The following is an 11,131-nucleotide window of genomic DNA, read 5'->3' on the forward strand; positions in this document are numbered from 1 at the left end:
ATTATGCTTAAGAAAATAACCCTAACTGCCTCTATTTTATATACAGCAATAAATCTGGAAGCACAAACACCTCTACAATATCAAATCAACGATAGGTATAAAAATGCACTTGAATTATTAGAAAAAGGCAAATATGCTACCGCCTCTTCCCTATTCAGAGAGGTAGAAAAGCTAAATTATATTACATCAGAACAAACCGATAACCGGGTTGATATTTCAGAAATTAAAATAAACGCTCAATATTACAGAGCTTTATGTGCTCTGGAGTTAAAAAATGATGACGCTATAGATCTTTTTCTAACTTTTATAAGGCAACATCCGGAAAATGCAAAAACCAAGCAGGCTTACTTTCAGGTCGGAAGATATTATTTCCGACAGGCAAATTACCAGGAGGCTTTAAATTGGTTTACAAAAGTTAGTACCATTGATATGGCAGGAGAAGAAGCTAATGAATATAAGTTCAAGACAGCTTATTCCTATTTTGAGACTGGTAACTACCAAGACGCTAAGCCTCTGTTTAATATGGTGCAGGATACCAAATCTGAATACGCAGAACAGTCTACTTACTATTATGGGTATATTGCCTATCTGGATAAGGATTACAAAGCCTCTCTAAAAAGCTTCGAAAGGCTGAAAAACTCCAAAAATTACGAACGAAGCTATCCTTATTACATCTCGGCAATTTATTTTTTAGATAAAAGATATGATGATGTTATTGCCTACGCTATTCCTATCCTGAATACTACTCAACAACAATACGAGACACAAATGTTCAGAATTGTTGCTGCTTCTTATTTTGCAAAGGAAGATTATATTAACGCTGCAAAATATTACGAGAAATTTATGGCTAATGATGGGGGTAAGAGTCAAAATAACCAGGACTCCTATCAAATCGGATATACTTATTATAAATTAAAGAAATACGACAAAGCTGTAGAACAGTTAATTAAGCTAAATTCGGATATGAACGCCCATAGTCAGTTTGGCTTTTACACTTTAGGGGATTCTTATCTGAAAACGACCAATAAACAAGGCGCCAGAAATGCCTTCCTGGAAAGTTCAAAGATGAATTTCGATGCCGAGATACAGGAAGACGCATTGTTCAACTTTGCCAAGCTTTCTTATGAACTGGAATTTCACAACATAGCTTTAGATGCTACCAAAACTTATTTAAAAAATTATCCGCGATCTCCAAAACAGAACGAAGCTAAAACACTATTAGCCAACATTTTATTAAACACAAAAAATTACCGGGAAGCCATTGATATTCTTGAAGGTATTAAAAATAAAGACGAAGATGCGAAAGAGGCATACCAAAAAGTAACCTATTTCAGAGCTTTGGAGTTTTATAACGAAAGAGCGTTTGAAAATGCCATTGGTATGTTTTTAAAATCTAACACCTTTCCGGTTGATCCTGAAATTCATGCTCTGGCAACCTACTGGTGTGCAGAATCTATGTACGAAGTCAGGAAATACGGAGAATCTGTGAACTATTTTGAAAATTTCCTGAAAATGCCAGCATCACGGAAAACAGATCTTTTCAATTATGCCAATTACGCATTGGGTTATGCTGCGTTAGAGGGTGAAAATTACGGAAAAGCGGCTACCTATCTGGATAGATTTTTAAAAGGAAACGAAAAAGATCAATCTACCATTAACGATGCCACATTAAGATTGGCAGATGCTTATTTTGGTTCTAAGAACTACGGGGCAGCATTGTCATACTACAATCGTATTATTGCTTCTAAAACTGCAAGTGAAGATTATGCATTGTTTCAAAGGGGTGTTATAGAAGGCCTGGTGAACCAGCCTGATACCAAAATAGCAACCTTACAATCTTTATTGACCAGATTCCCTAATTCTAATTATGCCGATGATGCAGGTTTTGAAATCGCGTATACTTATTTTCTAATAGGCCAGGGAGAGAAATCACGCTCGGATCTTGTTGGTTTAATAGAGAAATATCCTCGCAGTTCTTACGTACCAAGAGCTTTAGTTACAATTGGATTGGTTTATTATGATCAGCAAAATGATACTGCAGCACTAGAAGCATTCAAGAAGGTTGTAAGTGATTATAAATCTACAGACGAAGCTCAGCAAGCTATAAAATTAATAGAAAAAATATACATTGACTCTGGTAACGCTACAGAATTTATTAATTATGCAAACACTACTTCTATAGGAAACTATACAGTGGCAGAACAGGATAATATTATGTTCCAGGCAGCAAATGCCAGATATTTAAGAGGTGACTGGAACGGCGCAATAGAGTCTATTAATGCTTATTTCGATAAATTCCCGAAAGCTATACAAGACAAACATGCCAAGTTTATACGAGCAGAAAGCTATAAAAACATTGGCAAGTACGCTCCTGCTATTATAGATTATGAGTATATTTTAAATGACTGGACAAGTGAATACACAGAACGGGCTTTAATTAGCATCTCTTCCATTTACTTAAAAAACAAACAATACAATGAAGCTATTGTGCATCTTAAGAAATTGGAAATTGCATCGGAATATAAAGCAAACTATCAGTTCGCTATTAATAATTTAATGAAAGCTTACGAAGGTTTAAATGTTCCGGAAGAAGTTTTAAAATATGCTCAAATTATTCGTGAATACGAAAAGTCTTCTGAACAGGATAAAGATTTAGCCACTTTATACGCCGGTAAGGCCCAGTTAATTAAAGGCGAAAATGCAGCGGCTCAAAAGGAGTTTGAGGCATTGGTTAAAAAATCCAAAACAGTTGAAGCAGCCGAGGCCAAATACCTGATCGCAAAAATCGAATACGAGAAAAAGGACTATAAAGGGTCTCAAAAAACCTGTTTCGATTTGATTAATAATATGCCTAATTACGATTATTGGGTAGCAAAGAGCTTTATTCTTTTAGCCGATAATTACGTTGCACTTAAAGATACTTTCCAGGCTAAAAGCACCCTGCAAAGTATTATAGACAATTACGAAGGTGATGATGACATCTTACCTGAAGCAAAGGAAAAACTACAAAAATTAAATAACAGTAAGTAGGAATAAGAAACAAGAAACCGGGCAATGTTTATTGCTCTTATTAAATAAAGCAGTTTTATGAAACCCAATATTGTTAATATTTTAACTATAAAAGGTTCCATCTGACAGATAAAAACAATAAAAAATAGATGAAACTATCATATAATTTGAACCGTTACTTGTTAATTTGCCTGTTAGGAGTAAATATGCCTCTTTTTGCACAGGTTAAACCGGAAGAAAAGAAGGAAGAAGAAAATCCAAAAGCTGCCGTAACAGAAGAGATTGAGGTTGTTAGGTCTTACAAACCCATACTTGCCGATGCGGTAAAAATTAGAAGGAACCCGGATCTTAACGAAAAACGGGTTTTTAATCCCAGAGTAAAATACAGTCCCTTAGATAAAAGACTGCAGCTTGATTCTGAAATTGGCGCACTCGAAGCTCAGAAATTAATTAAAGAAGGCGAAGAAACTCTCTATAACAACTTTGCGAAGTTTGGTGTGGGCAACCTGGGAAGCACTTTAGGCGCTCTACATATCGGCACAGACCGGGATGAAGCATTGCAGGCTGGTTTCAACTTTAATCACTGGGCAAATAGCCAGGGCGATTTAAATAAGCAGAAAATGGCCGAGCAGCTTGTCGGAATATATGGAAGAAGCATTGGAGACAATATTGTACTTGATGGAAAATTAAATTATAACCGTCGCAGCAATTATTTCTATGGGGTAAATCCCGACGATCCAAACTTTAATCCTGATCCTAAAAAACAACGTTTCAATTTATTCGAGGGAGATGGGATAATCTATAATAGAATAGACCCCAGTGATATGGATAAATTTGCTTACGCAGCAAAAGTAAATGGCTATATTTTTGGAAATCTGTTTGAAGGAAAAGAGACCGCTTTTGCTCTTTCAGGAGGTTTAAGCAAAAATCTGAGTAAATTCCAAATTGGGGCAAATGGTCTTCTGGACTTTACTACCAGTAAAGACCTGGCTTACTCTTTGCAAAATCACATTTTTAGCGTAAATCCTTTTATTAAAATAGACGGGGAAAAATTCAAGTTAACAGCTGGCATTAATTATATAGCAGAATTTGGAACTAATTCGAAATCTAATCTTTTTCCTAATGCAAGTATAGACTTCTCCTTAGTCAAAAATTATTTAGGATTATTCGCAAAACTTGACGGTAATGTGAATAAAACGAGATTGAAAGATATAAGTTATGTAAACCCTTTCATTAACGAGAATATTGATATCAGAAATCAGGTAGAAAAGTTCAATATTACGGGCGGTATTAAAGGCACCTTATCAGCAAACGTTGGCTACAAGGCTTATGTAAGCTATAAAAACATCGATAATTTTGCCTACTTCGTAAATGATTCTACTCGTAAAGAGACTTTTAACTTAGAGTACGAAAGCGGAAATACCAGTATATTGGGCATAACCGGAGAAATTAATGTTAAATTCTCTGATATTGCCAGGATAGATGGTAAGTTAGAGCTTAACCAGTACAATTTAAAACACGAACTGAATGCATGGCACCACCCTTCTGTTAGGTTAAGCAGTAATGCGTCTTTTAAAATAGCTAAAAAAGTAAAACTGGATGCTGACTTATATTTCCAGGGCGAAACAAAAGCTAAAGAATATTATTTTGACCCCAGCGCATCAACAAACCCTCAATTTAATATAAAAACGCTAAAAGCTTTTGCTGATTTTGGTGTAGGTGCAGAATATCAGCACAATAAGCGATTGGCTGCTTTTATTAAAGTAAACAACCTTTTTGGAGCAGATTACCAAAGGTATTTGTACTATCCTAATTTTGGATTTAATATACTTGGAGGAGTTAGTTACGGATTTTAAAAGCATTTTTTTTCGTTGTATAAAAAAGCTATTTTTACGGACAAAATGGAAATTTCCTTCAATCTGAGAACACTTATAGAAAAAAACAATCGGGTAACCCTACCTGGTATCGGTGCTTTCTATAAAAAAAGAATCGAAGGATTTTTCGATGAAAACAAGAATAGTTTCTTTCCTCCGAAAGAAGATATTTCATTCCATTACAACCCTAATGAATTAAATGATTCAGGTGAAGTTTCTGATGCAGAAAACGGTTTCATTGGTTCTTTAACAGACAAAATCAAAGAAGCATTTTCTAACTCGGGGGAAATATCTATTGAAAATTTAGGTAAACTTAAAAAGAAGGGAGATGTAATTGTTTTTGAAAAAAGTGTAGATCTCAATAGTTCTTTTTTTGGTTTACCTGTTCTGGTAATCCCTAAGGAGGAGTTAAAACAAGTACCAGTACCGGTAACAATTACCGAATCGCCAGAAAACAATACTAATTTTTCTCTGGCCGAGCAAGCTTTAAGCGTTGCTATTGAAGACAACTACATACCGGAAGAAGAAACCAGATCCAAAACCTGGTTGTATATTTTATTGACATTAATTATTCTGGCTTTAGGTGGTTTTGCTGTCTATCAATACAGGCCTGATCTTGTAGAGAATGCCTGGAAACAGGTTTATCCGGATCCAAAGCCTGTTGCTACAGCTCCTGCTGTTATTGCTGATACGGACAGCTTAAATAAACAAATAGCAGATTCTATTTATAAAGAGCAAATAGATATAGAGGAAGAGTTAAAAAAACAGGGACTTAATGCCGAAAAAGTAAAAGACTCTGCAACTATAACTATTGAGGCTAAGCCTATAACAAATAAGGCTACTACGCGTTATGAAATCGTTATTAGTGCATGGCGAACAGAGTCTAAGGCTCTAAGTGAGATAAAAAGATTAAAAGCATTTGGTATAGATGCACATGTTGTAAGGGATGCCGATGACAGTATGAAAAAAATAAGCGTAGGCTCATTTTATCATATGGCAGACGCAGAAAAAGAGTTAAAAAAGATAAAGCAGGAAATAAATCCCGAAGCTTTTATATTTGTAATACCCAGTCATAATTAAAAACTAAAAAACACAAAATAACACTATGTTTTTACAAGATACAGTCGATACATTTTCAAACACCATTCAGGCGATGCAGCAAGAGCTCCCTCAGCAAGAGTTAAGTTTGTTCGAACTTTTAACTAAAGGAGGTTGGGTTATGATTCCGTTAACGCTCTTAGCTTTATTAGGATTGATTATTTTCTTCGAGCGTTATTTAACTATTAAAAAGGCATCTAAAGACGAAAGCCAGCTGATCTTGCAGGTAAGATCAAGTATAAAAACCGGAAATTTAGATTCGGCAATAGCCATATGTAAAAGTAGCAATACTCCTTTGGGGCGAATGTTACAAAAGGGTTTACTGAGAGTGGGCAGACCAATAAAAGAAATTGAAGGTGCTATTGAGAATGTAGGAAAGCTGGAAGTTTCAAAATTAGAAAAGAATGTCGGAATCCTGGGTATCATAGCCGGTATTGCGCCAATGCTTGGATTCGTTGGTACCATTATCGGGGTAATTACTATTTTCCACGATGTATCTGTTAAAGGGATTATAGAAATAGGTACAATTTCTGGTGGACTTTATGTAAAAATGATTTCTTCTGCATCGGGATTAATTATAGGTATTATAGCTTATGTTTTCTATAATATCCTGATGATGATGATCGATAAGGTTATCTTAAAAATGGAAACAGATTCTATCGAGTTTATTGATTTATTAGAAGAACCAGGAAGATAAGATGAACTTTAGAAAAAGACAAAGGCCACAAGTTAGAGTACATACTGACGCATTAAACGACATTATGTTCTTCTTGCTGCTTTTCTTTTTGCTGGCATCAGCGGTAGTGAACCCTAATGTGGTAAAACTATTTCTTCCGCGTTCCAGCTCAGGACAGGCGGTGCCTCAAAAAACCATAAATGTATCCATTACGAAGGATTTACAGTATTACGTAGAAAAAGAACCCGTTCCGTTTGAAGCATTGGAACAAAAGATATTGCCTTATCAACAGGCTAATCCCGAATTGACGATTATATTATATGCAGATAGAACAATTGCTATAGAAAACATCGTAAATTTGACCGATATAGCCAATAAACTGAGGGTAAAACTGGTGTTGGCAACAGAGACAAAAGAATAATGATTAATTTATTAAAATCGAGCCCGGATAATAATTATCCAAAAGCCATAGCTATTTCTATTGCGCTTTTGGGAGGCTTTTTAATATTAAGCATTTTCTATATTATTAACAGAGCCGAACCAATGGAAGAAATTGGTACCGGGGGTATTATTGTGAATTATGGTACTTCTGATATTGGCATGGGCGATGATTATATGAGTGTTGAAGAACCTTCTGCCGATCCAAACGCCAATGAAACAGCTCCTGATAAAATTACACCCAACGCAGAAGTCACTCCGCAGCAAACGAACACCCAAACTGCAGAAAATAATATTGTAACACAGGATTTTGAGGATGCACCTGCTGTTAAAACAAAAACAGAGAAAACCAATACTGCTCCTACTCAGAATACAGAAGTAAAAGAAACCAAGCCTGTTGTTAATCAGAATGCACTATATAAAGGCAAAAAAAGCCAGGGAACCGGACAGGGAGATGGTACTGGCAATGAGGCAGGAAACCAGGGTAAAGTTTTGGGGGACCCTTTAGCTAACAATTATGACGGAACAGGATCTGGAAATGGTGGTGTTGCACTTTCTATTGCCAGCAGAAGATTCGTAGCTTCGCCTGTTATTAAAGACGATGGTCAAAAATCTGGCAAAGTAGTAGTAGAGATTAGAGTAGATAAAAGCGGCAATGTAATTGCTGCCAAAGCGGGTGCAAGAGGAACAACACTAACCGATAATGATCTTTGGGATAAATGTGAAAGAGCGGCCCTGGGTTCAAGATTTAATACATTAGAATCAGCTCCGGAAACCCAAATTGGATTCATTACCTTTAATTTTAAAGTGAAGTAGTTTTCAAGCTAAAAGACCGAAGAAGAAATACTGAAGATTGGATTTGTTTAACAATTGATTTGGCGCAAGCTTCCGCTTGTCCCTCATGAATAAACTTAGCATGAACCACACAAACAGGAGCTTGCTAAAAAATGTGGAGTAAACTTGTCTCAAATCACACATCTCAATACTCATATCTAAAAATGACCTATCAAGAGACAATAAGCTATTTATACAGCAGATTGCCCATGTTTACGAAAATTGGAGCTTCTGCCATAAAAAAAGACATTACCAATACGGCTAAGTTCTGTACAATTTTAGGTAATCCACATCAAAAGTTTAAATCCATACATGTAGGCGGCACTAATGGTAAGGGTTCTACGTCTCACATGCTCGCTGCTATTCTACAAACTGCAGGTTATAAAACAGGCTTATATACTTCTCCTCATCTTAAAGATTTCCGAGAGCGCATTAAAGTAAACGGGGAGATGATTTCTGAAGAAGAAGTCACTGATTTTGTAGCAAATCAGGAAAAAAGTATCGAAACAATTTCCCCTTCTTTCTTTGAAGTCACTGTAGCAATGGCTTTTAATCATTTTGCAAACGAAGAAGTTGACATTGCCGTAATAGAAGTTGGTCTTGGCGGAAGGTTGGATTCGACGAATATCATTTCTCCCGAATTATCTGTTATCACCAATATTGGTTTCGACCACATGCAGATTTTGGGAGATACATTGGATAGGATTGCATTCGAAAAGGCGGGAATAATTAAAAAAGAAACTCCCGTAGTTATTGGTGAATATTTACCGGAAACCTTACCTGTATTTAAAGAAAAAGCTGAACAGGAACACAGCCCGATCTATTTTGCACAGGACATCTTCAAAACCGAGTTTATTGAAGGTCATTCTTCTACTATTTTGGTTAAAGTGGATAAGGGAAATGAGTCCGACAATCTTGAACTGGATTTAACAGGCTTATACCAATTAAAGAATATAAAAACAGTCCTCGCAGCTGTAGATGAACTCAGAAAAAAGGGTTTTATTATTTCTGAAAGTCATATCAAAACAGCATTAAAAAATGTAAAGGGGTTAACCGGACTGATGGGGAGATGGCAAACCTTACAGAAAAAACCATTGGTAATCTGCGATACCGGACATAACGAGGACGGAATTAAGGAAGTATTAAAAAATATCGCCATAACACCGTATAAACAATTGCACATGGTGTTAGGTATGGTAAAGGATAAAGATATTTCTAAAGTCTTGCAGTTACTTCCTAAGCAGGCAATTTATTATTTCTGCGCTCCCGATTTCGAGCGGGCTAAAAATCCTGCGGAACTAGCTGCTGAAGCAGCTGTTTATGGGCTTGAGGGAAATTACTACGACAGTATACAAAAGGCATTGGAAACAGCTAAAAACAATGCTACTGCTGATGATTTAGTTTTTGTAGGAGGAAGTACTTTCGTAGTAGCAGAAGTGGTTTAAAGTTTCTCTAACACTCCTATTTCAATATCATCCCACCACGCCTTAGTACTCCAGGTCCTTAGTCCGAACTTACCACCGGGAAGCGCATTTTTGGGGTCGTTTACGTCATGTATTTTTACTCCGTTTAAGTAGTATCTTATTCTGCCATTATATACCGAATAAACCACTTCATAAATTGAGTCTAAAGCAGCAGCTTCTTTACTATCACTTAGTAGTTCAAATCCCGGGTCTCTTCTAAGTCTGGAATGTTTGTATGTTAATGTTGCTATATAATTGGGAAATTGATGGTATTGAGTATAAGCACCTGTACGCTTAGATTCTTTTCCAATTTTCAGAATCGAACCATCAGTCTCGGTAGCATGTGATATATGATTAAAATTGAGTTTATTCTCTGCCATTCCTTCTTCGGTTTGGGTTTTATATCTTATAATGATATTAGCAGGGAATTCGTTTTTATACCATAAAGTTGTACCTATTCCATAGTCTAAGAGATGAAGTTTCCCATCCTTTATTTCCACATCTGCTTTTGTTGCTTCCAACACCCAGGAATTTTGCCAGTTTCCTTTTTCAAAATTTTCCCTTAATAGCCATTTCACACGATATCTATCGCCACCAACGTTTATGGTATCCACGTCTTCCTTAACCTTTTTCTTATAATCAGTTCTTTTATGTGCGGAAATTGTGGTTAGAAATAATAGATTTATAGAGAATAAAATAATAAGGCTATTCCTTTTCATGGAAATAAAAATAGCCAAATATTCTTATTAAATCAAAGGCTCCTGCTGACTTAAACAATGAAAACTTCCCAAACCCCAGATGATATCTGTAGAATCTATACCTACTACTTCCCTGTCAGGATGATGAGCGGCAATAATATCTATAGCTCTTTGGTCTTTGTCACATCGGTAAGTTGGAACAATAACGTGACCATTACTGATATAATAATTAGCATACGAAGCAGGTAATCTGCAATCGTCATATATTACCGGGTCAGGCATAGGAAGCTCTATAATATTCAATTGTTTCCCATTTAAAAGCCTCATTTCTTTAAGCTCTTTCAAATTAGTTTGCAAAAGCTCATAATTTTCATCGCTTTTATTTTCCTCAATTACGGTAAGTACGGTATCTTCATTTACAAAACGAATAGTATCGTCAATATGACCATCGGTATCATCTCCTACAATTCCGTCGCTTACCCATAAAATCTGTTCCATACCATAGAAATCTCTCAGATATTGTTCTATCTGCTCCTGATTTAAATGTGGATTCCTATTCTCATTCAATAAACAGCTTCTGGAGGTTAAAATAGTTCCCGATCCATTAAACTCGACAGATCCACCCTCCATAATAATTCCGGGGTTGAAAACAGGAATATTAAAATGTTCGCCTATTTTAGTAGGAATAACGTCGTCCAACTCAAAAGGTGGATATTTACCTCCCCAGGCATTAAATCCCCAATCTACAATTACCTTTTTGATTTCGGCATTAGGATTAATTAAAAAAGCCGGACCATGGTCTCTGCACCAGGCATCATTTGTTGGATGAAAAAAGAACTCGACCTTAGACAAGTCTGCTCCGGCGGCTTCTATGTGTTGTAAAGCAAATGCTTTCATTTGTTCATCACGCACATTTATTCTTACTTTCTCTGTCAAAGACAAATATTTGATAAACTCTGCGTACGGCTTATATATAGTATCAATTTTACCCGGCCAACTGGCTTCTTTATGTGGCCAACTTAACCAGGTAGCCTCATGTTT

Annotated in this window: 9 protein-coding genes; 7 read left to right on the forward strand and 2 right to left on the reverse strand. The window is 36.1% G+C overall.

Annotated features, from left to right (window positions below):
- The 7 genes from ABWO41_RS10080 to ABWO41_RS10110 all read left to right on the forward strand — a co-directional run.
- The coding region (locus tag ABWO41_RS10080) for a tetratricopeptide repeat protein (protein ID WP_353137286.1) at positions 1-3,030 on the forward strand (3,030 nt) is incomplete at its 5' end.
- 128 nt (positions 3,031-3,158) lie between these two features.
- Positions 3,159-4,865, forward strand: a complete 1,707-nt coding sequence (locus ABWO41_RS10085) for a TonB-dependent receptor (RefSeq protein WP_353137288.1) — start codon at positions 3,159-3,161, stop codon at positions 4,863-4,865.
- A gap of 45 nt (positions 4,866-4,910) precedes the next feature.
- Positions 4,911-5,963, forward strand: coding sequence for an HU domain-containing protein (locus ABWO41_RS10090; RefSeq protein WP_353137290.1), 1,053 nt, complete (start codon positions 4,911-4,913; stop codon positions 5,961-5,963).
- A gap of 25 nt (positions 5,964-5,988) precedes the next feature.
- On the forward strand, positions 5,989-6,678 hold the full coding sequence (locus ABWO41_RS10095; protein ID WP_353137292.1) for a MotA/TolQ/ExbB proton channel family protein: 690 nt from the start codon (positions 5,989-5,991) through the stop codon (positions 6,676-6,678).
- A gap of 1 nt (position 6,679) precedes the next feature.
- Positions 6,680-7,078, forward strand: coding sequence for an ExbD/TolR family protein (locus ABWO41_RS10100; RefSeq protein ID WP_353137294.1), 399 nt, complete (start codon positions 6,680-6,682; stop codon positions 7,076-7,078).
- Positions 7,078-7,911, forward strand: a complete 834-nt coding sequence (locus ABWO41_RS10105; protein ID WP_353137296.1) for an energy transducer TonB — start codon at positions 7,078-7,080, stop codon at positions 7,909-7,911. Before ABWO41_RS10100 ends, ABWO41_RS10105 begins: the two co-directional genes overlap by 1 nt.
- Before the next feature lie 182 nt (positions 7,912-8,093).
- Entirely contained in the window at positions 8,094-9,374 is a 1,281-nt protein-coding gene (locus ABWO41_RS10110) for a bifunctional folylpolyglutamate synthase/dihydrofolate synthase (RefSeq protein ID WP_353137298.1), read from the forward strand.
- Here the strand turns inward: ABWO41_RS10110 and ABWO41_RS10115 are convergent.
- Both ABWO41_RS10115 and ABWO41_RS10120 read right to left on the reverse strand, forming a co-directional pair.
- Positions 9,371-10,111 (reverse strand): DUF6250 domain-containing protein, encoded by a 741-nt coding sequence (locus ABWO41_RS10115; RefSeq protein ID WP_353137300.1) that lies wholly within the window; start codon positions 10,109-10,111, stop codon positions 9,371-9,373. The genes ABWO41_RS10110 and ABWO41_RS10115 overlap by 4 nt on opposite strands.
- 27 nt (positions 10,112-10,138) lie before the next feature.
- Positions 10,139-11,131 (reverse strand): agmatine deiminase family protein (locus tag ABWO41_RS10120; RefSeq protein ID WP_353137302.1); only part of this gene is annotated, 993 nt, incomplete at its 5' end.

It is taken from the genome of Pseudopedobacter sp., from assembly GCF_040392825.1.
In the GTDB taxonomy this organism is placed as follows: domain Bacteria; phylum Bacteroidota; class Bacteroidia; order Sphingobacteriales; family Sphingobacteriaceae; genus Pseudopedobacter.